Below are 22,029 nucleotides of genomic sequence, written 5' to 3'. Positions count from 1 at the left end.
CGGGGCCATAGCTCAGCTGGGAGAGCGCCTGCCTTGCACGCAGGAGGTCAGCGGTTCGATCCCGCTTGGCTCCACCACTTCTGCTGTACCTTGATCAAACTCAGAAATGAGCATTCGCATCGAATGTTGATTTCTGGCTTTTGTCAGATCGTTCTTTAAAAATTCGGATATGTGATAGAAATAGACTGACATGCACTTTCACTGGTGTGTGATCAGGCTAAGGTAAAATTTGTGAGTTCTGCTCGGAAGAGCAACATGCGAATTTTCGGCGAATGTCGTCTTCACAGTATAACCAGATTGCTTGGGGTTATATGGTCAAGTGAAGAAGCGCATACGGTGGATGCCTTGGCAGTCAGAGGCGATGAAAGACGTGGTAGCCTGCGATAAGCTTTGGGGAGTCGGCAAACAGACTGTGATCCAGAGATCTCTGAATGGGGGAACCCACTCAGCACAAGCTGAGTATCTTGTACTGAATACATAGGTGCAAGAGGCGAACCAGGGGAACTGAAACATCTAAGTACCCTGAGGAAAAGAAATCAACCGAGATTCCCTTAGTAGTGGCGAGCGAACGGGGACCAGCCCTTAAGTTGGTTTGAGATTAGTGGAACGCTCTGGAAAGTGCGGCCATAGTGGGTGATAGCCCCGTACACGAAAATCGCTTATCAATGAAATCGAGTAGGACGGAGCACGAGAAACTTTGTCTGAATATGGGGGGACCATCCTCCAAGGCTAAATACTACTGACTGACCGATAGTGAACCAGTACCGTGAGGGAAAGGCGAAAAGAACCCCGGAGAGGGGAGTGAAATAGAACCTGAAACCGTATGCGTACAAGCAGTGGGAGCCTACTTTGTTAGGTGACTGCGTACCTTTTGTATAATGGGTCAGCGACTTATATTCAGTGGCGAGCTTAACCGAATAGGGGAGGCGTAGCGAAAGCGAGTCTTAATAGGGCGTTTAGTCGCTGGGTATAGACCCGAAACCGGGCGATCTATCCATGGGCAGGTTGAAGGTTAGGTAACACTGACTGGAGGACCGAACCGACTACCGTTGAAAAGTTAGCGGATGACCTGTGGATCGGAGTGAAAGGCTAATCAAGCTCGGAGATAGCTGGTTCTCCTCGAAAGCTATTTAGGTAGCGCCTCATGTATCACTGTAGGGGGTAGAGCACTGTTTCGGCTAGGGGGTCATCCCGACTTACCAAACCGATGCAAACTCCGAATACCTACAAGTGCCGAGCATGGGAGACACACGGCGGGTGCTAACGTCCGTCGTGAAAAGGGAAACAACCCAGACCGTCAGCTAAGGTCCCAAAGTCATGGTTAAGTGGGAAACGATGTGGGAAGGCTTAGACAGCTAGGAGGTTGGCTTAGAAGCAGCCACCCTTTAAAGAAAGCGTAATAGCTCACTAGTCGAGTCGGCCTGCGCGGAAGATGTAACGGGGCTCAAACCATGCACCGAAGCTACGGGTATCACCTTTGGTGATGCGGTAGAGGAGCGTTCTGTAAGCCTGTGAAGGTGAGTTGAGAAGCTTGCTGGAGGTATCAGAAGTGCGAATGCTGACATGAGTAACGACAATGCGAGTGAAAAACTCGCACGCCGAAAGACCAAGGTTTCCTGCGCAACGTTAATCGACGCAGGGTTAGTCGGTCCCTAAGGCGAGGCTGAAAAGCGTAGTCGATGGAAAACAGGTTAATATTCCTGTACTTCCAGTTATTGCGATGGAGGGACGGAGAAGGCTAGGCCAGCTTGGCGTTGGTTGTCCAAGTTTAAGGTGGTAGGCTGAGATCTTAGGCAAATCCGGGATCTCAAGGCCGAGAGCTGATGACGAGTTGCCTTTAGGCGACGAAGTGGTTGATGCCATGCTTCCAAGAAAAGCTCCTAAGCTTCAGATAACTGGGAACCGTACCCCAAACCGACACAGGTGGTTAGGTAGAGAATACCAAGGCGCTTGAGAGAACTCGGGTGAAGGAACTAGGCAAAATGGCACCGTAACTTCGGGAGAAGGTGCGCCGGTGAGGGTGAAGGACTTGCTCCGTAAGCTCATGCCGGTCGAAGATACCAGGCCGCTGCGACTGTTTATTAAAAACACAGCACTCTGCAAACACGAAAGTGGACGTATAGGGTGTGACGCCTGCCCGGTGCCGGAAGGTTAATTGATGGGGTTAGCGCAAGCGAAGCTCTTGATCGAAGCCCCGGTAAACGGCGGCCGTAACTATAACGGTCCTAAGGTAGCGAAATTCCTTGTCGGGTAAGTTCCGACCTGCACGAATGGCGTAACGATGGCGGCGCTGTCTCCACCCGAGACTCAGTGAAATTGAAATCGCTGTGAAGATGCAGTGTATCCGCGGCTAGACGGAAAGACCCCGTGAACCTTTACTATAGCTTTGCACTGGACTTTGAATTTGCTTGTGTAGGATAGGTGGGAGGCTTTGAAGTGGGGACGCCAGTTCTCATGGAGCCATCCTTGAAATACCACCCTGGCAACTTTGAGGTTCTAACTCAGGTCCGTTATCCGGATCGAGGACAGTGTATGGTGGGTAGTTTGACTGGGGCGGTCTCCTCCCAAAGAGTAACGGAGGAGTACGAAGGTGCGCTCAGACCGGTCGGAAATCGGTCGTAGAGTATAAAGGCAAAAGCGCGCTTGACTGCGAGACAAACACGTCGAGCAGGTACGAAAGTAGGTCTTAGTGATCCGGTGGTTCTGTATGGAAGGGCCATCGCTCAACGGATAAAAGGTACTCCGGGGATAACAGGCTGATACCGCCCAAGAGTTCATATCGACGGCGGTGTTTGGCACCTCGATGTCGGCTCATCACATCCTGGGGCTGAAGCCGGTCCCAAGGGTATGGCTGTTCGCCATTTAAAGTGGTACGCGAGCTGGGTTTAGAACGTCGTGAGACAGTTCGGTCCCTATCTGCCGTGGACGTTTGAGATTTGAGAGGGGCTGCTCCTAGTACGAGAGGACCGGAGTGGACGAACCTCTGGTGTTCCGGTTGTCACGCCAGTGGCATTGCCGGGTAGCTATGTTCGGAAGAGATAACCGCTGAAAGCATCTAAGCGGGAAACTTGCCTCAAGATGAGATCTCACTGGGATCTTGAATCCCCTAAAGGGCCGTCGAAGACTACGACGTTGATAGGTTGGGTGTGTAAGCGCTGTGAGGCGTTGAGCTAACCAATACTAATTGCCCGTGAGGCTTGACCATATAACACCCAAGCAATTTGCTTCTGCAGATTGTGGTGGTGAAGACGAAAGAACCGAAAGTTCGCAGCATCACAAATATCGCATATCCGAATTCGCTGGGCTGTCCATCTGGACATTCTGGCTACAGAATTTCTTGACGACCATAGAGCATTGGAACCACCTGATCCCATCCCGAACTCAGTAGTGAAACGATGCATCGCCGATGGTAGTGTGGGGTTTCCCCATGTGAGAGTAGGTCATCGTCAAGATTCATTTCGCAAAACCCCTATCTGCGCGAGCAGGTAGGGGTTTTGTCTTTCCAGCTCCGTTTCCCGAAAGTCGGCTCCCACATTTCGAGCTGTATCACTAGAATAGAGCCGACCTACCTATTCAGAACCTCGAGATGCCCAACCCAGTCGAAACCCAAGCGCTAGAGCAGTTGCCGCTTGACGAGCTGGTCGCGTGCCATGAATGCGACCTGCTGATGCGCAAGCCCCAACTGCAACACGATGAAAAGGCGCAGTGCCCCCGCTGTGGTTATGAGCTATACGCTCACCGGCACAATGTGGTCAATCGCAGCCTGGCACTGGTGCTGACCGCGCTGCTGCTCTTCGTGCCTGCCAACTTCCTGCCAATCATGCAGCTGCACCTGCTTGGCCAGACTTCAGACGATACGGTGTGGAGTGGCGTGCTGGGCTTGTACAACTCCGAAATGCGCGGTGTCGCTGTCGTGGTGTTCCTGTGCAGCATGGCGGTTCCGTTTCTCAAGCTGATGTGCCAGCTCATGGTGCTATTGAGCATCCGCCTGAACGTCGGGCGTAGCTACGGGCTGTTGTTCTATCGCATTTATCATCATTTGCGTGACTGGGGCATGCTCGAGGTCTACTTCATGGGCGTATTGGTCGCAATCGTGAAGCTGGTCGACCTTGCCGAGCTGACCGTAGGGCTAGGGTTGTTTTGCTTCATAAGCCTGTTGCTGATTCAGGTTTGGCTTGAAGTGGTGATGTCTCCACACCAGATCTGGAGTGCGCTGTCAGGGGAGGATCTGCATGCGGGCGATTGATGCGGGCATTATGGTCTGCAATGAGTGTCATGAACTGAATCGACAGGATTCCGAGAGCAAGTCGCAGACCTGCACGCGCTGTGGCGCGATTGTGCATGCACGTCGGCCCAACAGTATCGTTCGTACCTGGGCGCTACTCATCGCTGCCTCGATCCTGTACATACCTGCCAACGTGCTGCCGATCATGACTGTCAGTACATTGGGGCAGGGCAGCCCGGACACGATCATGTCCGGCGTCATTACCCTGCTCAAGCATGGCATGTTGCCCATTGCCGCAGTGGTGTTCATTGCCAGTATTCTGGTGCCCACCTTCAAACTGGTGGGCATCGGTTTGTTGTTGTATTCGGTGCAGCGCCGCCAACCCTTGTCAGCGCGGCAACGCATCTTGATGTATCGGTTCATCGAGTTCATAGGACGCTGGTCCATGCTGGACATCTTCGTCATCGCCATCTTGGTGGCGGTGGTGAATTTCGGCCGTATCGCCAGTGTCGAAGCCAACCTGGGCGCTGTCGCCTTCGCTACTGTGGTGATTCTCACGATGCTCGCTGCTTTAACTTTCGATCCCCGACTGATTTGGGATAACACGGAGTCGGATGACGACCATGAGTGACATGCCAACGGCTAAAACCCGGCCCGCCTCCAACTGGTCGGCCATCTGGATTCTGCCGCTGATCGCTTTGATGATTGGAGGGTGGCTGGCCTGGCAGGCCTACCGTGATGCGGGTGTGGAAATCGAGGTTCGTTTCGAGAGCGGTGAGGGCATCGTCGCCAACAAAACCGAAGTCATCTACAAAGGCATGCCCGTGGGCAAGGTAAAAAGCCTGGTGCTCGATGCCGAGGGCGAAAACCAAGGTGTCATTGCCACTATCGAGATGAACAAAGACGCAGAGCCTCACCTTACCAAAGGGACACGGTTCTGGCTGGTCAAGCCCAGTGTCACGCTGGCGGGTATCTCGGGTCTCGAGACATTGGTGTCAGGGAATTACATTGCCGTCAGCCCTGGCGAGGGTGAGCGAACCAAGCGCTTCAAGGCATTGAAGGTGGCGCCACCGCTTTCGGACAGCGAACCGGGCCTGCACCTTACGCTCAAGGCCGATCGCTTGGGCTCGCTCAACCGCGATAGCCCTGTGTTCTACAAGCAGATCCAGGTTGGCCGGGTAAAGAGCTATCGCCTGTCAGAAGATCAGAGCACGGTCGAGGTCAAAGTCTTCATCGAGCCGGCTTATGCCAGCCTGGTGCGCAAACACACGCGCTTCTGGAATGCCAGCGGCATCAGCATCGATGCCGGGCTGTCCGGGGTAAAAGTACGCAGCGAATCCCTCTCCAGCATCGTTGCCGGTGGTATCGCCTTTGCTACACCGGAATACCGCAAGGATAGCCCGCCCACCGACCCGAGCCTGCCATTCCGCTTGTACGAAGATTTCGATGCCGCCCAGGCGGGTATCCGTGTGAAGGTCAAGCTGAGCGACTATGAGGGCCTGCAGGCGGGGCGCACCCCGGTCATGTACAAAGGCATTCAAGTCGGTTCGCTGAAAGCCCTGAAGATGGAAAACAACCTTGGCAGCGCCATGGCTGAGCTGACCCTGGACCCCCTGACCGAAGACTATCTGGTCGATGGCACGCAGTTCTGGGTGGTCAAACCTTCCATTTCTCTGGCGGGTATCACAGGCCTGGAGGCCTTGGTGAAGGGTAACTACATTGCCATTCGCCCGGGTGAGAAGGGGGCCACGCCGCAGCGCGAGTTCGAAGCAAGGGCCAAGGCACCGCCGCTGGACCTCAAGGCGCCTGGCCTGCACATGGTGCTGTTCGCCGATACGCTGGGCTCGTTGGAGGTCGGTAGCCCGGTGATGTATCGCCAGGTCAAGGTTGGTAGCGTGCAGAGCTACCAGTTCGCCCGCAACAGCAATCGCATCCTGATCGGTGTGCACATCGAAAAGGAGTACGAGAACCTGGTCAATGGCTCTTCGCGTTTCTGGAACGTCAGCGGCATTACCCTCACCGGTGGCCTGTCGGGCATCAAGATAAAGAGTGAGTCGCTGCAGACCCTGATGGCCGGTGGCATCGCCTTCGACACGCCAACGCCGAACGTAGCCCTCAAGCGCCATATTCCAAGGTTCCGGCTGCACGACAGCCAGGAGGCGGTAAACCGTGCCGGCACGCTGATAACCATCCGTGTAGACCGTGCAGATGGCCTCAAGCCGGGAACGCCCATCCGTTTCCGTGGCCTGGATGTTGGTAGTGTCGAGAGTGTCGACCTGACCAAAGACCTGCAGGCTGTGTTGTTGCGCGCACGTATCACCGAAGCGGCAGACCGCATCGCCCGTGCAGGTACGCAGTTCTGGGTGGTCAAGCCGGCCCTTGGCTTGGTGCGTACAGAAAACCTCGACACCCTGATTGGCGGCCAGTACCTGGAAGTGCAGCCCGCTGTTAAGGACAAAGGCCCGCAGCGTGATTTCATAGCCTTGGCTGACGCGCCTGAGGTCACCGGGGTGGAAGTCGGCCTGCCATTGACCCTCAGCGCCCCGCGCAGGGGGTCGATCAAGCCGGGCGTGCCGGTGACCTACCGTGAGGTCGCGGTGGGTAAGGTAACGGGCTTCGAGTTGGGCCAGACGGCAGACCGCGTGCTGATTCACATCCTGATCGAGCCACGCTATGCCGCGCTGGTGCGCGGTGGCAGCCGGTTCTGGAACAGCAGCGGTTTCGGTTTCGACTGGGGCTTGTTCAAGGGCGCCACTGTGCGTACCGAGTCGCTGGAGACCCTCATCGACGGTGGTATTGCATTCGCCACGCCTGATGGCGAGCAGATGGGTAACCCGGCGCGGCCGCAGCAGACCTTTGCCTTGTTCGACAAGCCTGAGGACGCCTGGCTGCAGTGGGCACCGAAGATCCAGATCGCCAAGTAATGCAGGGGCCGCTATGCGGCCCTATCGCTTTTGTGGGGCCCGGCTTGCCGGCGATGAGGCCGTAACTGGCAACACAAGCATCATCAAATCGCAGGCAATAAAAAACCGACCCTAGGGTCGGTTTTTCGACAAGCGTCGCTTAGGCAGCTGCAGCTTCTTTCAGCGCCTTGATGTGGCCATTCAGACGGCCTTTGTGGCGAGCAGCTTTGTTCTTGTGGATGATACCCTTGTCGGCCATACGGTCGATTACAGGTACAGCCAGAACGTAAGCGGCTTGCGCTTTTTCGGCGTCTTTTGCGTCGATGGCTTTGACTACATTCTTGATGTAGGTGCGGACCATGGAACGCAGGCTGGCGTTGTGGCTGCGACGCTTCTCAGCCTGTTTTGCACGTTTCTTGGCGGAAGGTGTGTTGGCCACCGTCGAGCTCCTCGAAAGACTTTAGGTAAATAGCAAACAAAATAGGCCGCGAATCATGCCGATCAGTTGACCGGATGTCAAGGCCACCTGCAGGGTTCCGCCGAGCGGTGTACCAACAGGAGGGAAATATTCCTTTCTGCTGCACGACCTGTAAACTCGGGAATTTTTGGCTCCCCTGCGAAGGCGCGGGAGTATCGCACATTCGGACGCTGTCTGGCAGCGTCCTCTGCCCTTGGCGTGAATCTTTTCGATGAACCTGCTCAAATCCCTGGCTGCAGTCAGCTCCATCACCATGATTTCCCGGGTGCTGGGGTTCGTGCGTGACACCATCCTGGCCCGTGTTTTCGGCGCCGGCATCGCTACCGACGCCTTTTTCATCGCCTTCAAGTTGCCCAACCTGCTGCGGCGCATTTTTGCCGAGGGGGCCTTCTCCCAAGCGTTCGTGCCGATCCTTGCCGAATACAAGACCCAGCAGGGCGAGGAGGCGACGCGCACTTTCATCGCCTATATCAGCGGCCTGCTGACGCTGGTCCTGGCCCTGGTCACGGTGATTGGCGTGCTTGCGGCACCCTGGGTGGTCTGGGCCACGGCGCCCGGTTTTGCGGACGATGCCGAGAAATACCAGCTGACCACCGACCTGCTGCGGGTGACCTTTCCTTATATATTGCTGATCTCACTGTCGTCCTTGGCCGGGGCGATCCTCAATACCTGGAACCGTTTTTCGGTCCCGGCCTTCACGCCGACCCTGCTCAACGTGGCGATGATCATCTTCGCCCTGCTGCTCACGCCGTATTTCGACCCGCCCATCATGGCACTGGCCTGGGGCGTGCTGGCCGGAGGCCTGGCGCAGTTGCTGTACCAGCTGCCGGCGCTGAAAAAAATCGGCATGCTCGTGCTGCCGCGCCTGAACCTGCGTGACACCGGTGTGTGGCGCGTGCTCAAGCAGATGCTGCCGGCCATCCTCGGCGTTTCGGTCAGTCAGATTTCGCTGATCATCAACACCATCTTCGCCTCCTTCCTGGTGGCCGGCTCGGTGTCCTGGATGTACTACGCCGACCGCCTCATGGAGTTGCCCTCGGGCGTGCTTGGCGTTGCCCTGGGTACCATCCTGCTGCCGACCCTGGCCAAGACCTACGCCAACAAGGACCGTGAGGAGTATTCGCGGATCCTCGACTGGGGCTTGCGCCTGTGCTTCCTGCTGGTGCTGCCCTGCACGCTGGCCCTGGCGATACTCGCCGAGCCGCTGACCGTTGCATTGTTCCAGTACGGCAAGTTCAGCGCCTTCGATGCGGCGATGACGCAGCAGGCACTGATCGCCTATTCGGTAGGCCTGTTGGCGATCATTCTGGTCAAGGTACTGGCACCGGGCTTCTATGCGCAGCAGAATATTCGTACGCCCGTGCGGATCGCTATCTTCACCCTCATCTGCACCCAACTGTTCAACCTGGCCCTGGTCGGCCCGCTGCAGCACGCCGGCCTGGCCCTGGCGATCAGCCTGGGCGCCTGCCTGAATGCGGGCCTGCTGTTCTGGAAGCTGCGCAGCCAGCAGCTGTTCCAGCCGCAGCCGGGCTGGACGCTGTTCCTGCTCAAGCTGGTGCTGGCAGTAGCGCTGATGGTGGCCGTACTGCTGGTGGGCATGCACTACCTGCCGGCGTGGGAGCAAGGCAACATGTTCGAGCGTTTCGTGCGCCTCGGGGCGTTGATCGTGGCCGGTATCGTGACCTATTTCGGTTGCCTTTACCTGTGCGGCTTCAGGCCCCGGCATTTCGCCCGCAAGGCCCTGCACTGAGCTGGATGGCGGGTCAGGCGTCGGTTTTTCGTTTTCCACGCTGCACCGGGGCGCTGCTGCCTGTCACCAGCGCCCGGGTGTGGTTATAATCGGCCACTTTATGAGCAAGAAGCGCGTTATGCAGCTGGTTCGAGGTCTTCACAACCTGCGCCCCGAGCACCGGGGCTGTGTCGCCACCATTGGCAACTTCGACGGGGTTCACCGCGGCCACCAGGCAATCCTGGCGCGTCTGCGCGAGCGCGGCCAGGCACTTGGCCTGCCTACGTGCGTGGTGATCTTCGAGCCGCAGCCGCGCGAGTACTTCGCTCCGGACACCGCGCCGGCCCGCTTGGCGCGCCTGCGCGACAAGGTCGAGCTGCTGGCTGGCGAAGGTATCGATAGGGTCTTGTGCCTGGCGTTCAACCAGCGCCTGAGCAACCTGAGCGCCGATGAATTCGTCGAGGCGATCCTGGTCGATGGCCTGGGCGTGCGCCACCTTGAAGTGGGCGACGACTTCCGCTTTGGCTGCGACCGCGCTGGCGATTTCACCTTCCTGATCGAAGCCGGCAAGCAGTACGGTTTCACCGTCGAGGCCGCCAACACGGTGTTCCAGGACGGTTTACGGGTCAGCAGTACTGAGGTACGCCAGGCGTTGTCCGAAGGCAACTTCGAGCTCGCCGAGCACTTGCTGGGCCGCCCCTACAGCATTACCGGGCGCGTATTGCACGGCCAGAAGCTGGCCCGCCAGCTCGGCACGCCCACCGCCAACATCCAGCTCAAGCGCCGTCGCGTACCGTTGTCCGGGGTCTACCTGGCCAGCATCGAAATCGACGGCAAGGCCTGGCCGGGTGTCGGCAACATCGGGGTGCGCCCCACCGTGGCCGGCGACGGCCGCCCGCACCTTGAAATTCATCTACTGGATTATGCCGGCGATCTGTATGGCCGGCGCCTGACGGTGGAATTCCACCACAAGCTGCGTGAAGAGCAGCGATTCGCCTCCCTGGAGGCGCTGAAGTCGGCGATCGATGCGGATATCGCCGCCGCACGTGCACATTGGCACGCTCAACCGCTAACCAAGAGCCTGAAATGACCGACTACAAAGCCACGCTAAACCTTCCGGACACCGCCTTCCCCATGAAGGCCGGCCTGCCTCAGCGCGAACCGCAGATCCTGCAGCGCTGGGACAGCATTGGCCTGTACCAGAAGCTGCGCGAAATTGGCAAGGATCGTCCGAAGTTCGTCCTGCACGACGGCCCGCCCTATGCCAACGGCAAGATTCACATCGGTCATGCGCTGAACAAGATTCTCAAGGACATGATCGTCCGCTCCAAGACGTTGTCGGGCTTCGACGCGCCTTACGTACCCGGTTGGGACTGCCACGGCCTGCCGATCGAGCACAAGGTCGAAGTCACCCATGGCAAGCACCTGACGGCCGACCGCACTCGTGAGCTGTGCCGCGAATACGCTGCCGAGCAGATCGAAGGGCAGAAGACCGAGTTCATCCGTCTGGGTGTGCTGGGTGACTGGGACAACCCTTACAAGACCATGAACTTCGCCAACGAGGCCGGTGAAATCCGTGCCCTGGCCGAAATGGTCAAGCAGGGCTTCGTGTTCAAGGGCCTCAAGCCTGTGAACTGGTGCTTCGATTGCGGCTCCGCGCTCGCAGAAGCCGAGGTCGAGTACGCCGACAAGAAGTCGCAGACCATCGATGTGGCCTTCCCGGTCGCCGACGCTGACAAACTGGCTGCCGCGTTCGGCCTGCCGGCGCTGGCCAAGCCCGCTGCCATCGTGATCTGGACCACCACCCCGTGGACCATCCCCGCCAACCAGGCGCTGAACATCCACCCGGAGTTCAAGTACGCTCTGGTCGATACCGGCGAGCGTCTGCTGGTGCTGGCCGAAGAACTGGTCGAGTCGTGCCTCAAGCGCTACAACCTGGAAGGCTCGGTCATCGCCACCGCCCAAGGCTCGGCCCTGGAGCTGGTCAATTTCCGTCACCCCTTCTACGACCGCCTGTCGCCTGTCTACCTGGCCGACTACGTCGAGCTGGGCGCAGGTACCGGTGTGGTCCACTCCGCGCCGGCCTACGGTGAAGACGACTTTGTTACCTGCAAGCGCTACGGCATGGTCAACGACGATATCCTCACGCCGGTGCAGAGCAACGGTGTGTATGTCGAGTCGCTGGAGTTCTTTGGCGGCCAGTTCATCTGGAAGGCCAACCCGGCCATCGTCGAAAAGCTGAGCGAAGTCGGTGCGCTGATGCACACCGAAACCATCAGCCACAGCTACATGCACTGCTGGCGCCACAAGACCCCGCTGATCTACCGCGCTACCGCGCAGTGGTTCGTCGGCATGGACAAGCAGCCAAGCACTGGCGAGCCGCTGCGTGAGCGTGCGCTCAAAGCCATCGAAGACACCCAGTTCGTCCCGGCCTGGGGCCAGGCGCGCCTGCACTCGATGATCGCCAACCGCCCGGACTGGTGCATCTCGCGTCAGCGCAACTGGGGTGTGCCGATCCCGTTCTTCCTGCACAAGCAGACCGGCGAACTGCACCCGCGCACCGTCGAGCTGATGGAAGCCGTGGCCAAGCGCGTCGAACAGGAGGGCATCGAGGCCTGGTTCAAGCTGGACGCCGCCGAACTGCTCGGTGATGAAGCCGGCCAGTACGACAAGATCACCGACACTCTGGACGTGTGGTTCGACTCCGGCACCACCCATTGGCACGTACTGCGCGGCTCGCACGACATCGGCCACGCCACCGGCCCGCGTGCGGACCTGTACCTGGAAGGCTCCGACCAGCACCGTGGCTGGTTCCATTCCTCGTTGCTGACCGGTTGCGCCATCGACAACCACGCGCCGTACCGCGAACTGCTGACCCACGGTTTCACCGTGGACGAAAGCGGCCGCAAGATGTCCAAGTCGCTGGGTAACACCATCGAACCGGAAAAGGTCAACAACACCCTGGGTGCCGACATCCTGCGCCTGTGGGTATCGGCCACCGACTATTCGGGTGAGATGGCCGTTTCCGAGCAGATCCTGCAGCGCAGCGCCGACGCCTACCGCCGTATCCGCAACACCGCCCGCTTCCTGCTCTCCAACCTGTCCGGCTTCGACCCGGCCCGCGACCTGCTGGCCCCAGAGGACATGCTGGCCCTGGACCGCTGGGCAGTGGACCGTACCCTGCTGCTGCAACGCGAGCTGGAAGAGCACTACAGCGAGTACCGCTTCTGGAACGTCTACTCGAAGATCCACAACTTCTGCGTGCAGGAGCTGGGCGGCTTCTACCTCGACATCATCAAGGACCGCCAGTACACCACTGGCGCCAACAGTGTCGCCCGTCGTTCCTGCCAGACCGCGCTGTACCACATCAGCGAAGCGCTGGTGCGTTGGATCGCGCCGATCCTGGCCTTCACTGCCGATGAAATCTGGCAGTACCTGCCGGGCGAACGCAACGAGTCGGTCATGCTCAACGGCTGGTACCAGGGCCTGAGCGAGCTGCCGGAAGGCACCGAGCTGGATCGCGCCTACTGGGACCGCGTGATGGCGGTCAAGGCTGCGGTCAACAAGGAGCTGGAAAACCAGCGTACCGCCAAGGTCATCGGCGGCAACCTGCAGGCCGAAGTTACCCTGTTCGCCGAAGAGGGCCTCAGCGCCGACCTGAGCAAGCTGGGCGATGAGCTGCGCTTCGTACTCATCACCTCCGCTGCCAGCGTGGTGCCGTTCGCCCAGGCGCCGGCCGATGCCGTGGCCACCGAAGTCGAAGGCCTCAAGCTGAAAGTGGTCAAGTCTGGCCACGCCAAGTGCGGCCGCTGCTGGCACTTCCGCGCCGACGTCGGCAGCCATCCGGAGCACCCGGAAATCTGCAGCCGTTGCGTCGACAACCTGAGCGGTTCCGGTGAGGTGCGCCACTATGCCTAACCCTGCAGCGGGGCGCTTCGGGCGCCTTGCATGGCTCTGGCTCAGCCTGCTGGTCCTGGTCGTTGACCAGGCCACCAAGCTGTATTTCAACAACGCCCTGAGCATGTATCAGCAGATCGTGGTCATCCCTGACTACTTCAGCTGGACCCTGGCCTACAACACCGGCGCGGCGTTCAGCTTCCTTGCCGACAGCTCCGGCTGGCAGCGCTGGTTGTTCGCCCTGATCGCCGTGGTGGTCAGCGCCGTGCTGGTGGTCTGGCTCAAGCGCCTGGGGCGCAACGAGACCTGGCTGGCCGTGGCGCTGGCGCTGGTGCTCGGTGGGGCGCTGGGCAACCTGTACGACCGCATCGTGCTGGGCCATGTGGTGGATTTCATCCTGGTGCACTGGAAGAACGTTCATCACTTCCCGGCCTTCAATGTGGCCGACAGCGCCATCACCGTTGGTGCGGTGATGCTGGCGCTGGATATGTTCAAGAGCAAGAAGTCCGAGGATCCGGTCCATGACTGACACCCGTATCGGCCAGAACACCGAAGTTACCCTGCACTTCGCGCTGCACCTGGAAAACGGCGATACCGTCGACAGCACGTTCGACAAGGCTCCAGCCACCTTCAAGGTTGGCGATGGCAACCTGCTGCCGGGCTTCGAGGCCGCGCTGTTCGGCTTCAAGGCCGGTGACAAGCGCACGGTCGTGGTTGCCCCGGAGAATGCTTTCGGCCAGCCTAACCCGCAGAACGTACAGGTCATGCCACGGTCCCAGTTCGAGGGCATGGAATTGTCCGAAGGGCTGCTGATCATCTTCAACGATGCCGCCAACACCGAATTGCCCGGTGTGGTCAAAGCGTTCGATGACAATCAGGTGACCATCGACTTCAATCACCCACTGGCAGGCAAGACCCTTACCTTCGAGGTGGAGATCCTCGAGGTGAAGGCCCTGTAAGCCTGGAGCCGAGCATGCAAATCAAACTCGCCAACCCTCGCGGTTTCTGCGCAGGGGTCGACCGGGCGATCGAGATCGTCAACCGTGCGCTGGAAGTCTTCGGCCCGCCGATCTATGTGCGCCATGAAGTGGTGCACAACAAGTTCGTGGTGGAAGACCTGCGCAGCCGTGGCGCCATCTTCGTCGAAGAACTGGATCAGGTACCGGACGACGTCATCGTCATTTTCAGCGCCCATGGTGTTTCCCAGGCCGTGCGCCAGGAAGCCGCCGGCCGCGGCCTGAAAGTGTTCGACGCCACCTGCCCGCTGGTGACCAAGGTGCATATCGAGGTCGCCAAATACAGCCGTGACGGCCGTGAGTGCATCCTGATCGGCCACGAAGGGCACCCGGAAGTCGAAGGCACCATGGGGCAATACGACGCCAGCAACGGCGGTGCCATCTACCTGGTCGAAGACGAGGAGGATGTTGCCCGGCTGCAGGTGCGCGACCCGGACAACCTGGCGTTCGTCACCCAGACCACGCTGTCGATGGACGACACCAGCCGTGTCATCGATGCCCTGCGTACGCGCTTCCCGAACATCGGCGGCCCGCGCAAAGACGACATCTGCTACGCCACTCAGAACCGCCAGGACGCCGTCAAGCAACTGGCCGGTGAGTGTGATGTGGTACTGGTGGTGGGCAGCCCCAACAGTTCCAACTCCAACCGCCTGCGTGAGCTGGCCGAGCGCATGGGTACCCCGGCCTACCTGATCGATGGCGCCGAGGACATGCAACGCGGCTGGTTCGACCAGGCTGCGCGGATTGGTATCACTGCTGGCGCTTCGGCCCCCGAAGTGCTGGTGCGTGGCGTGATCGACCAGCTCAAGGCCTGGGGTGCCACGGGCGCCGAAGAGCTTGACGGGCGCCCGGAGAACATCACGTTCTCCATGCCCAAAGAGCTGCGGGTTCGTTCGCTGATCTGATCAGCGGCCTGCGCACAGGGACTTTTTTAGTTCATCAGTGCGCAGGCTGACCCTACCGCTGGTCGCTAGCACAACACGATGCCGGCTGGTTGCAGACGAGCGCTCACAGACCTCCAGCCGCCCCCCTGACAAGTTGTTGCTCTTCCCCAATGGCACACCCAGTGCGCTGAATTTTACCTGGTTCCCGATATTGGCTTTCACCCTTTGGGGCCGAGCCAGTCGGTACTCGCGCAGCAACTGCTGGTTATGCTCCAACAGCACGCGCCAACCCTTGCCCCAATCATTGTCCAAAGACTGCACCACTACCGCCTGGCCTTGCAGGGCCGCGTGGCTGCGTGCGCTACGCAGCGCCTGGGCCAAGTCGCGGGCTGCTGCTGCCCTGTGCAGGTCATCGCTCAATTTCGCGTAGGCCGGCATGCCAAGCTGCGTCAGCAGCGCCGCCATAGCCAGCCCGAACATCATTTGTATCAGTGTTACGCCCTGTTGCTTCACCGTGCATTCCTCCCTGGAAGTGCTTGGCTGTAGCTTCACGGTCGTTGGGCAAGAGGTCCAGTCGGCGAGGTGCAAGGCAATTGCGGGAAAGATCGCAGGAGGTGCAGGGATGCACACGAAACAACGGGGCATGACGCTTCTGGAGGTACTGTTGGCCGTAGCGGTGGTGGCACTGGGCATGTTCGCTGCCGCAGCGTTGCAGCTGCAGGCATTGCAGGCCACTGACAGTGCGCGTCGTGATATGCAGGATGCGCTGGGCGCCCATACGCTGCTTGAACGGGGCAAGGCCGCTGGCAAGCTGACGGTGCCGCGGCCATGAAGCGTGAGCAGGGTGGTTTCGGCCTGGTCGAGGCAATGCTTGCGCTTGCCATCGGCCTGATGCTGCTGACTGCCGCCAGCCAGCTTTTCATCTCGGCCCACCAGAGCTCACTCCTTCAATCTGCTGCGTTGCGCATGCAGGCGGACGCCCGTCTGGCATTGTTGCGTATGGCCCAGGATATCCGTATGGCCGGCATGTTCGGTTGCCTGCGCCTTGAGCCTGGCGACTTCAGGGACCCATCTGCGCGAGAAGCGTTTGCGCGGCCTTTGCAGATTGGCCCGGCAAGCCTGAGCCTGATAGTGGCAGAGCTGCCTGGGTACCCCGGGGCTCCGGACTGGACCTTGCACACCGATTGTATCAGCGAGGCCGAGGTGCACGCGGGGCGTGCTCAAAGCCCCGGTTTGCCCTTGGCATTTCCCATCAGCCGGCACCACTACCAACTTCGCGGCAGCACACTGAGGTTCATGCGGCGCAACAGCTCTCAGCCCTTGGTCGACCACGTGCGCGAAATGCGCGTTGAACCTGTCGACACCGCCGAAGGGCAGCGGGTGGATGTGCAACTGACCTTGTTCGATCCTGGTCTGGGCATCGAGCAGCGTCACGACATGAGTGTGGCGATCCGCAACCCGGTTGCCAGGCCATGAAGCGCCAGCGTGGCATGGTACTGCTGCTGGCGCTGGTCCTCAGCCTTTTGCTTGGCCTGCTCGCGGCTTCGGCGTTGCGCGATGCCCTGTTGGAAACGCGCATGGCCGGCTACCTGGGCGAGGGTTTGCAGGCATTCGATCAGGCCGAAGCCACGCTGCTGGTCGCAGAGGCCGAACTGCAGCGCGCGCCGCCTGGGTTGTGCCAAGCGTGCCTGCCACCCCCGCGCGCGCATGACTTGCTGGGGCAATGGCAAGCCAGCGAGAGCGGTTACTTCCAGTTGCAGAACCTTGGCCTAACTACCCGGGCCGCGCATAGGCCGAGGGATGAACCCGTCATGCTTTACCGGGTGACCGCAGTCAGCCGGCAACTCGCGGCCAGGCAAGTGCTGGAGGCGGTGTATGCCATGCCAGCGGCTCAAACACAGGCACCGCAGCGGATTCTCTGGCGGCAGAGACTGAGGGAAGACTGACATGCAGCAAGGCCTGAGCCTGATCGAGTTGTTGATTGTCGTGGCTGTCACCGGCATTCTGGCAGCCATTGCCTACCCCAGTTACAGCGACCAGCTCAGGCGAGCCGCACGCAGCGAAGTGGTTGGCCTGCTGCATGACGCTGCCCTGCGCCTGGAACACCACCGTGTACGCACCGGCCAGTACGCCGAGGGCGAACCGGCATTGCCCGCTGGCAATCGCCATTACAGCCTGCATGCCGAACGCGGCAGCGATACCTTCACGCTGCGTGCACGGCGGCTGCCGCATGGTTTGATGGCGGACGATCGCTGCGGTGATTTCCAGCTCGACCAGGCCGGTGTACAGAGCAACCCCGATGGCACCGGGGCTATTGAGCGCTGCTGGGGGAGCTGAAGGTTGAATGATGCCCGTGCATCGCGGTTTTACTTCAGGTGTTGGATCGACAGATGAACAAGCAAGTAGTGGTGGTCGGCGGCGGGGTGTGATCGGCCTGCTGACGGCGTTCAACCTGGCGGCGAAGGTCGGCCAGGTAGTGGTATGTGACCAGGCCGAGGTCGGGCGTGAATCGTCCTGGGCGGGCGGCGGTATCGTCTCGCCGCTTTACCCTTGGCGCTACAGTCAGGCAGTCACTGCCCTGGCGCACTGGTCGCAGGACTTTTATCCACAGCTGGGTGAGCACCTGTTCTCCAGCACCGGTATTGATCCGCAAGTCCACACCACCGGCTTGTACTGGCTCGACCTGGACGATGAAGCCGAGGCGCTGGCCTGGGCAGAACGCGAGCGGCGGCCGCTCAGCCCTGTGGATATTTCGGCGGCCTATGACGCGGTCCCCGTACTGGGCCCAGGCTTCAAGCGCGCCATCTACATGGCAGGCGTGGCCAATGTGCGCAACCCGCGGCTGGTCAAGGCACTGAAGGCTGCGCTGCTGGCAATGCCCAACGTGACCTTGCGCGAGCACTGCCAGATCACCGGCTTTGTTCAGGACGGTGAGCGCGTGACTGGCGTGCAGACCGCAGACGGCGTGCTGCAGGCTGATGATGTCGTGCTCAGCGCTGGCGCCTGGAGCGGCGACCTGCTGCGCACGCTGGGCATTGAGCTGCCGGTGGAACCGGTGAAAGGCCAGATGATCCTGTTCAAGTGCGCCGAAGACTTCTTGCCGAGCATGGTGCTGGCCAAGGGACGCTATGCGATTCCGCGCCGTGACGGGCACATTTTGGTGGGCAGCACGCTGGAGCATGCCGGGTACGACAAGACCCCGACCGAGGATGCACTGGCGAGCCTCAAGGCTTCAGCGGCAGAGTTGTTGCCGGAGCTTGCGGATGCCACGGTGGTGGCGCACTGGGCCGGGCTGCGGCCGGGGTCGCCGGAAGGCATTCCGTATATCGGCCGAGTGCCGGGGCATGACGGGTTGTGGTTGAACTGCGGGCATTACCGCAATGGGTTGGTGCTGGCGCCGGCTTCGTGTCAGTTGTTTACTGATTTGCTGACGGGGGGGGAGCCAATCATTGACCCGGCGCCTTATGCCCCGGCCGGGCGTCTGGGCTGAAATCGCCGGGGCCGCTTAGCGGCCCAATCGCCGGCAAGACAGTTGCTCCCACAAGGTACAGCGTGGGAGCCGGCTTGCCGCCGATTGGGCCCGTGCGGTACTGGCTCAGTCCTGCTGGCCAGGCCCTTGCTGAAGGTGCGCCTGGCTGCAATACCACTGACTGCCCTGCTGCAGCGCCCGGTCATTGGGCAGGTGCACGCCGCAGTGGGCGCAGCGCACCATCTTCAGCGGGTCGTCGAGTTTCGGCTCGGACGGCGACTGCTGGCTGATCTTGAATTTGCGCCACAGCCAGAACGCGGCGGCGATCAGGGCGATCCAGAAAAGTAGGCGAACCATGGTGTCCAGCTTGTCTATTGATTGAGGCGACAGTCTAGGACGAGGCCAATAAAAAAGGGAGACCTCAGTCTCCCTTTCTCGCACCCCGTTGAATCAGTCGAACAGACCAAAGGTCATGTAGCTGAACCAGGAGCGGTCTTTTTCGGCTTCTTTCGGCCCTTCCGGCAGGATCGGGTCGCCGTCTTCATCTTTGGGCAGCAAGTCCTGCGGCATCTCGGCGCGGGCATCCTGGAACTGGCGGACCACGTCCTGGTTGGCGCGGGTTTCACCCGGTGGCAGTGGCGCGTCGGTTTCGATCAGGCCCAGGGTGGCCTTGGACAGCCAGCCGCGGCCGTCAGACTCGGTCTGCTTGGGCTGGAACTCACCATCGACCAGGCTCGGGTGGTCAGGGTAGTTGAGCTTGAGGGTTTCCAGGCTGGTGGCGGCCAGGTCGTCCAGGTGCATCTTCTGGTATGCCTCGACCATCACGGCCAGGCCGTCGCCGACCGATGGGGTTTCCTGGAAGTTTTCCACCACGTAGCGGCCACGGTTGGCGGCGGCCACGTAAGCCTGGCGACTCAGGTAGTAGTCGGCCACGTGGATTTCATAAGACGCCAGCAGGTTGCGCAGGTAGATCATGCGCTGCTTGGCGTCCGGGGCGTAGCGGCTGTTGGGGAAGCGGCTGGTCAGCTGGGCGAATTCGTTGTACGAGTCGCGGGCGGCACCCGGGTCACGCTTGGTCATGTCCAGCGGCAGGAAGCGCGCCACCAGGCCGCGGTCCTGGTCGAACGAGGTCAGGCCCTTGAGGTAGTAGGCGTAGTCGACGTTCGGGTGTTGCGGGTGCAGGCGGATGAAGCGCTCGGCAGCCGACTTGGCAGCCTCGGGCTCGGAATTCTTGTAGTTGGCGTAGATCAGCTCGAGCTGCGCCTGGTCGGCGTAACGGCCGAACGGGTAGCGCGACTCCAGGGCCTTGAGCTTGTTCACGGCGCTGTTGTAGCTGGAGTTGTCCAGATCAGCCTGGGCCTGCTGATACAGCTCGGCCTCGCTGAGGTTCTCGTCAATGACCTCTTTATTAGAGGAACAGGCCGCGGTAAGCCCGAGGATGGCGATCAGCAGCAGGTGTTTCACTTGCATAGCGGCTTGCGTCCCTTTGACGGCCGCTGTCTTGGGCGGTGCCGTCCTGTTATGATGAGCGCCCCGGCCAACCCCGGGACAAAAGAAGCCGTATTTAACCACAAGCTCGCAGCCGAAACCAAAGGCTGTGCGCCCGCCGAATCGAGCATGTCCGAGATCATTCAACTTAGCGCAGAGGTACCGTCCGAACTGGGCGGTCAACGCCTCGACCAGGTCGCCGCCCAATTGTTCGCCGAGTACTCGCGTTCGCGGCTTACTTCGTGGATCAAAGAGGGCCGCCTGACGGTCGATGGTGCCGTCGTGCGCCCTCGAGACACCGTCCATGGTGGCTCCATGCTTGCACTTGAGGCCGAGCAAGAGGCCCAGGGCGAGTGGATCGCCGAAGACATCGAGCTGGACATCGTCTACGAAGACGACCAGATCATGGTGATCAACAAGCCGGCCGGGCTGGTCGTGCACCCGGCTGCCGGGCACGCCAGTGGCACATTGCTCAACGCCTTGCTGCACCATGTGCCGGATATCGTCAACGTACCGCGCGCTGGCATTGTCCATCGCCTGGACAAAGACACCACCGGCCTGATGGTCGTGGCCAAGACCCTGCAGGCGCAGACCAAGCTGGTCGAGCAGCTGCAGAGCCGTACGGTCAGCCGGATCTACGAGTGCATCGTGATCGGCGTGGTGACTGCCGGCGGCAAGATCAACGCCCCGATCGGCCGTCACGGTGGCGCACGCCAGCGTATGGCGGTGACCGAAGGCGGCAAGCCGGCGGTCAGCCACTACCGTGTGCTCAAGCGCTTCCGTTCGCACACCCACGTGCGGGTCAAGCTCGAAACCGGCCGTACTCACCAGATCCGTGTGCACATGGCCCATGTCGGTTTCCCGCTGGTCGGCGACCAGACCTACGGCGGCCGCTTCCGCATCCCGCCGGCAGCCAGCCCGACCATGGTCGAGGCGGTCAAGACCTTCCCGCGCCAGGCCCTGCACGCACGCTTCCTGGCGCTGGACCACCCCACTACCGGTGAGCGCATGGAGTGGGCGTCGGAACTGCCGGATGACTTCGTCTGGTTGCTGTCGCTGCTGAACCAGGACCGCGAGGCGTTTATCGGATGAGTGGCCTGACGCAGGCGCTGCTGTTCCCCGACTGGCCCGCCCCGGCCTCGGTTCGCGCCTGTGTCACCACCCGCCAGGGTGGCATTAGCCTGCCGCCCTATGCATCCTTCAACCTCGGTGACCACGTGGGCGACGACCCGCTTGCGGTCGCCGAGAACCGCCGCCGCCTGAGCGACGAATATGCCATTCAGCCCGCCTGGCTCAAGCAGGTGCATGGCCTGATCGTGGCGGATGCCGACCCATCGGTGGTCGCCGAAGCCGACGCCAGCTGGACCGACCAGCCAGGCATTGCCTGTACCGTAATGACTGCCGACTGCCTGCCCGTGCTGTTTTGCGACCGCGCGGGCACCCGTGTAGCTGCCGCACATGCGGGCTGGCGCGGGCTGGCCGGTGGCGTGCTGGAAGCCACGCTGGAGCGCCTGGCATTGCCGCCTGAAGAGGTGCTGGTGTGGTTGGGGCCTGCCATCGGCCCGCAGGCATTCGAAGTGGGCCTGGAAGTGCGGGATGCCTTCACCGCTGTGCACCCGGAGGCTGCCAAGGCCTTTGTCGAGGGTGAGCGGCCGGGCAAGCTGATGGCCGACATCTATGCGCTGGCGCGCATTCGCCTGGCGGCGCGCGGTGTGACAGCTGTTTATGGCGGTGGTTTTTGCACCGTCAGCGATGAGCGGTTTTTCTCCTATCGCCGCACCCCGCAGGGTGGGCGGTTTGCTTCTTTGGTCTGGCTAGATCCTCGCTGACAGGCCCGGCCTCATCGCCGGCAAGCCGGCTCCCACAAGTACCCACCTTTCTTGAAGTTTGCGCATTCCTGTGGCCGGCTTGCCGGCGATTGGGGCACCGCTAATCCATTA

At 60.6% G+C, this 22,029-nt stretch carries 19 protein-coding genes, 1 tRNA gene, 2 rRNA genes and 1 pseudogene; 19 read left to right on the top strand and 4 right to left on the bottom strand.

Going from position 1 to position 22,029, the window contains the following annotated elements; genetic code table 11:
• Position 1 precedes the first annotated feature (1 nt).
• From JOE27_RS13360 to JOE27_RS13335, 6 genes are all read left to right on the top strand, one after another.
• Positions 2-77: transfer RNA gene (locus JOE27_RS13360), tRNA-Ala, on the top strand.
• Between the two features lie 236 nt (positions 78-313).
• Positions 314-3,205 (top strand): 23S ribosomal RNA (locus tag JOE27_RS13355).
• Between the two features lie 131 nt (positions 3,206-3,336).
• Positions 3,337-3,452 (top strand): 5S ribosomal RNA (rrf, locus tag JOE27_RS13350).
• A 134-nt stretch (positions 3,453-3,586) separates the two neighbouring features.
• Entirely contained in the window at positions 3,587-4,246 is a 660-nt protein-coding gene (locus tag JOE27_RS13345; RefSeq protein ID WP_125923355.1) for a paraquat-inducible protein A, read from the top strand.
• On the top strand, positions 4,233-4,856 hold the full coding sequence (locus JOE27_RS13340; protein ID WP_046784656.1) for a paraquat-inducible protein A: 624 nt from the start codon (positions 4,233-4,235) through the stop codon (positions 4,854-4,856). Before JOE27_RS13345 ends, JOE27_RS13340 begins: the two co-directional genes overlap by 14 nt.
• Positions 4,849-7,149 carry an MlaD family protein gene (locus JOE27_RS13335; RefSeq protein ID WP_046784655.1) on the top strand — a complete coding sequence of 767 codons (2,301 nt, stop codon included), beginning with the start codon at positions 4,849-4,851 and terminating at the stop codon, positions 7,147-7,149. Before JOE27_RS13340 ends, JOE27_RS13335 begins: the two co-directional genes overlap by 8 nt.
• A 139-nt stretch (positions 7,150-7,288) precedes the next feature.
• Here the strand turns inward: JOE27_RS13335 and rpsT are convergent, their stop codons facing one another.
• Positions 7,289-7,567 carry a 30S ribosomal protein S20 gene (gene rpsT / locus JOE27_RS13330; RefSeq protein WP_003247625.1) on the bottom strand — a complete coding sequence of 93 codons (279 nt, stop codon included), beginning with the start codon at positions 7,565-7,567 and terminating at the stop codon, positions 7,289-7,291.
• A 250-nt stretch (positions 7,568-7,817) separates the two neighbouring features.
• Between rpsT and murJ the strand changes: the two genes are divergently transcribed.
• The 6 genes from murJ (at position 7,818) to ispH (ending at position 15,153) form a co-directional block, all read left to right on the top strand.
• Complete coding sequence (murJ, locus tag JOE27_RS13325) at positions 7,818-9,356, top strand: murein biosynthesis integral membrane protein MurJ (RefSeq protein WP_204918955.1); 1,539 nt, start codon at positions 7,818-7,820, stop codon at positions 9,354-9,356.
• 118 nt (positions 9,357-9,474) lie between these two features.
• Positions 9,475-10,425, top strand: coding sequence for a bifunctional riboflavin kinase/FAD synthetase (gene ribF, locus JOE27_RS13320; RefSeq protein WP_204918953.1), 951 nt, complete (start codon positions 9,475-9,477; stop codon positions 10,423-10,425).
• Positions 10,422-13,253, top strand: coding sequence for an isoleucine--tRNA ligase (gene ileS, locus JOE27_RS13315; RefSeq protein WP_012316360.1), 2,832 nt, complete (start codon positions 10,422-10,424; stop codon positions 13,251-13,253). Before ribF ends, ileS begins: the two co-directional genes overlap by 4 nt.
• A complete protein-coding gene (lspA, locus tag JOE27_RS13310; RefSeq protein WP_012316359.1) occupies positions 13,246-13,761 on the top strand; it encodes a signal peptidase II in 516 nt (171 codons plus the stop codon). The genes ileS and lspA overlap by 8 nt, the downstream gene beginning before the upstream one ends.
• A complete protein-coding gene (gene fkpB, locus JOE27_RS13305; protein ID WP_012316358.1) occupies positions 13,754-14,191 on the top strand; it encodes an FKBP-type peptidyl-prolyl cis-trans isomerase in 438 nt (145 codons plus the stop codon). The genes lspA and fkpB overlap by 8 nt, the downstream gene beginning before the upstream one ends.
• 14 nt (positions 14,192-14,205) lie before the next feature.
• Positions 14,206-15,153, top strand: coding sequence for a 4-hydroxy-3-methylbut-2-enyl diphosphate reductase (gene ispH / locus JOE27_RS13300; protein ID WP_012316357.1), 948 nt, complete (start codon positions 14,206-14,208; stop codon positions 15,151-15,153).
• Here the strand turns inward: ispH and JOE27_RS13295 are convergent, their stop codons facing one another.
• Positions 15,154-15,645 (bottom strand): GspH/FimT family protein, encoded by a 492-nt coding sequence (locus JOE27_RS13295; protein ID WP_196997072.1) that lies wholly within the window; start codon positions 15,643-15,645, stop codon positions 15,154-15,156. It lies immediately after the preceding gene.
• A gap of 109 nt (positions 15,646-15,754) precedes the next feature.
• On the opposite strand from JOE27_RS13295, the gene JOE27_RS13290 reads away from it, so the two are divergent.
• From JOE27_RS13290 to thiO, 5 genes and pseudogenes are all read left to right on the top strand, one after another.
• Positions 15,755-15,964 (top strand): prepilin-type N-terminal cleavage/methylation domain-containing protein, encoded by a 210-nt coding sequence (locus JOE27_RS13290; RefSeq protein WP_046784650.1) that lies wholly within the window; start codon positions 15,755-15,757, stop codon positions 15,962-15,964.
• Positions 15,961-16,608: a prepilin-type N-terminal cleavage/methylation domain-containing protein gene (locus tag JOE27_RS13285; RefSeq protein ID WP_204918951.1), complete on the top strand. Its 648-nt coding sequence runs from the start codon at positions 15,961-15,963 to the stop codon at positions 16,606-16,608. Before JOE27_RS13290 ends, JOE27_RS13285 begins: the two co-directional genes overlap by 4 nt.
• Positions 16,605-17,078, top strand: a complete 474-nt coding sequence (locus JOE27_RS13280; RefSeq protein ID WP_119687800.1) for a hypothetical protein — start codon at positions 16,605-16,607, stop codon at positions 17,076-17,078. The genes JOE27_RS13285 and JOE27_RS13280 overlap by 4 nt, the downstream gene beginning before the upstream one ends.
• Position 17,079: 1 nt before the next feature.
• Positions 17,080-17,469: a type IV pilin protein gene (locus JOE27_RS13275; protein WP_046784647.1), complete on the top strand. Its 390-nt coding sequence runs from the start codon at positions 17,080-17,082 to the stop codon at positions 17,467-17,469.
• 53 nt (positions 17,470-17,522) lie between these two features.
• Positions 17,523-18,622, top strand: a pseudogene (gene thiO, locus JOE27_RS13270) (glycine oxidase ThiO).
• Between the two features lie 105 nt (positions 18,623-18,727).
• Here the strand turns inward: thiO and JOE27_RS13265 are convergent.
• Both JOE27_RS13265 and JOE27_RS13260 read right to left on the bottom strand, forming a co-directional pair.
• Entirely contained in the window at positions 18,728-18,958 is a 231-nt protein-coding gene (locus JOE27_RS13265) for a PP0621 family protein (protein WP_012316350.1), read from the bottom strand.
• 93 nt (positions 18,959-19,051) lie between these two features.
• Positions 19,052-20,071: an outer membrane protein assembly factor BamD gene (locus tag JOE27_RS13260; protein WP_046784645.1), complete on the bottom strand. Its 1,020-nt coding sequence runs from the start codon at positions 20,069-20,071 to the stop codon at positions 19,052-19,054.
• A gap of 147 nt (positions 20,072-20,218) precedes the next feature.
• Here JOE27_RS13260 and rluD point away from each other — a divergent pair, with 147 nt between their 5' ends.
• A complete protein-coding gene (gene rluD / locus JOE27_RS13255) occupies positions 20,219-21,181 on the top strand; it encodes a 23S rRNA pseudouridine(1911/1915/1917) synthase RluD (protein ID WP_039602973.1) in 963 nt (320 codons plus the stop codon).
• Positions 21,178-21,918, top strand: a complete 741-nt coding sequence (pgeF, locus tag JOE27_RS13250; RefSeq protein ID WP_174142570.1) for a peptidoglycan editing factor PgeF — start codon at positions 21,178-21,180, stop codon at positions 21,916-21,918. Before rluD ends, pgeF begins: the two co-directional genes overlap by 4 nt.
• The last annotated feature ends 111 nt before the right edge of the window (positions 21,919-22,029 follow it).

Origin of the sequence: Pseudomonas sp. M5 (genome assembly GCF_016907075.1) — a bacterium.
GTDB lineage: Bacteria > Pseudomonadota > Gammaproteobacteria > Pseudomonadales > Pseudomonadaceae > Aquipseudomonas > Aquipseudomonas putida_E.
The sequence above is the reverse complement of the archived record's forward strand: the minus strand, read 5'-3'. Positions and strand labels throughout refer to the sequence as shown.

What these genes read in the sequence shown, in the direction of transcription:
- ileS (WP_012316360.1), top strand. Translation starts at nt 10,422, where the DNA reads ATGACCGACTACAAAGCCACGCTAAACCTTCCGGACACCGCCTTCCCC.
- JOE27_RS13345 (WP_125923355.1), top strand. Translation starts at nt 3,587, where the DNA reads ATGCCCAACCCAGTCGAAACCCAAGCGCTAGAGCAGTTGCCGCTTGAC.
- ispH (WP_012316357.1), top strand. Translation starts at nt 14,206, where the DNA reads ATGCAAATCAAACTCGCCAACCCTCGCGGTTTCTGCGCAGGGGTCGAC.
- murJ (WP_204918955.1), top strand. Translation starts at nt 7,818, where the DNA reads ATGAACCTGCTCAAATCCCTGGCTGCAGTCAGCTCCATCACCATGATT.
- rluD (WP_039602973.1), top strand. Translation starts at nt 20,219, where the DNA reads ATGTCCGAGATCATTCAACTTAGCGCAGAGGTACCGTCCGAACTGGGC.
- JOE27_RS13260 (WP_046784645.1), bottom strand. Translation starts at nt 20,071, where the DNA reads ATGCAAGTGAAACACCTGCTGCTGATCGCCATCCTCGGGCTTACCGCG.
- JOE27_RS13280 (WP_119687800.1), top strand. Translation starts at nt 16,605, where the DNA reads ATGAAGCGCCAGCGTGGCATGGTACTGCTGCTGGCGCTGGTCCTCAGC.
- JOE27_RS13285 (WP_204918951.1), top strand. Translation starts at nt 15,961, where the DNA reads ATGAAGCGTGAGCAGGGTGGTTTCGGCCTGGTCGAGGCAATGCTTGCG.
- ribF (WP_204918953.1), top strand. Translation starts at nt 9,475, where the DNA reads ATGCAGCTGGTTCGAGGTCTTCACAACCTGCGCCCCGAGCACCGGGGC.
- JOE27_RS13265 (WP_012316350.1), bottom strand. Translation starts at nt 18,958, where the DNA reads ATGGTTCGCCTACTTTTCTGGATCGCCCTGATCGCCGCCGCGTTCTGG.
- fkpB (WP_012316358.1), top strand. Translation starts at nt 13,754, where the DNA reads ATGACTGACACCCGTATCGGCCAGAACACCGAAGTTACCCTGCACTTC.
- JOE27_RS13335 (WP_046784655.1), top strand. Translation starts at nt 4,849, where the DNA reads ATGAGTGACATGCCAACGGCTAAAACCCGGCCCGCCTCCAACTGGTCG.
- JOE27_RS13340 (WP_046784656.1), top strand. Translation starts at nt 4,233, where the DNA reads ATGCGGGCGATTGATGCGGGCATTATGGTCTGCAATGAGTGTCATGAA.
- JOE27_RS13275 (WP_046784647.1), top strand. Translation starts at nt 17,080, where the DNA reads ATGCAGCAAGGCCTGAGCCTGATCGAGTTGTTGATTGTCGTGGCTGTC.
- lspA (WP_012316359.1), top strand. Translation starts at nt 13,246, where the DNA reads ATGCCTAACCCTGCAGCGGGGCGCTTCGGGCGCCTTGCATGGCTCTGG.
- pgeF (WP_174142570.1), top strand. Translation starts at nt 21,178, where the DNA reads ATGAGTGGCCTGACGCAGGCGCTGCTGTTCCCCGACTGGCCCGCCCCG.
- JOE27_RS13290 (WP_046784650.1), top strand. Translation starts at nt 15,755, where the DNA reads ATGCACACGAAACAACGGGGCATGACGCTTCTGGAGGTACTGTTGGCC.